The sequence below is a fragment of the Streptomyces calidiresistens genome, from assembly GCF_014141525.1.
Classification (GTDB): Bacteria; Actinomycetota; Actinomycetes; order Streptomycetales; family Streptomycetaceae; genus Streptomyces; species Streptomyces calidiresistens.
In genome coordinates this window covers 1-545 of record NZ_VKHS01001500.1, presented here as the reverse complement: position 1 = coordinate 545, position 545 = coordinate 1, and the positions used below count along the sequence as shown (strand labels likewise).

Annotated in this window: 1 protein-coding gene; it reads left to right on the top strand. The window is 76.5% G+C overall.

The window, feature by feature from the left end; all coding sequences use genetic code 11:
- Positions 1-20: 20 nt before the first annotated feature.
- Positions 21-545, top strand: a 525-nt coding sequence (gene bioD, locus FOE67_RS28015; protein ID WP_323385644.1) for an ATP-dependent dethiobiotin synthetase BioD, incomplete at its 3' end; no start/stop codon positions are given.

The following is a 545-nucleotide window of genomic DNA, read 5'->3' as shown; positions in this document are numbered from 1 at the left end:
GTGCCGGGGAGCCGGGGGACGTGGACGAGGTGCGGCGACTCGTCGGCCGGGTCGGCACGACCGGACGGCACGACCGGGAGGGACGGGGAGAACGGGAAGGACCGGGGGGCACCCCGGAACCGCTGATCACCGTGGAACCGATGCGCCTGCCCGATCCGCTGGCGCCCGCGACGGCCGCCCGACTGGCCGGGGTCGATGGCCCCGACCCCCGCGGGGCCGCCCGGCGGATCGCGCCCCTGGCCACCGGCCGGGACCTGGTGTTGGTGGAGGGGGCCGGTGGCCTGTTGGTCCCCTTCGACCGGGCGGGTGGCACGATCGCCGATCTCGCCGGGGAACTGGGGGCGGAGCTGCTGGTGGTGACCGGGATGGGGCTGGGCACGATCAACTCGACCGCGCTGACGGTGGAGGCGATCAGGCGGCGGGGGTTGACGCCGCGGGGCCTGGTGTGGGGCTCGGTGCCCCGGGAGCCCGATCTGGCGGAGCGCACGAACCGGGAGGACATGGCGGGCTGGGTGGGGGTGCCCGTGGTGGGGGGTGTTCCGGAG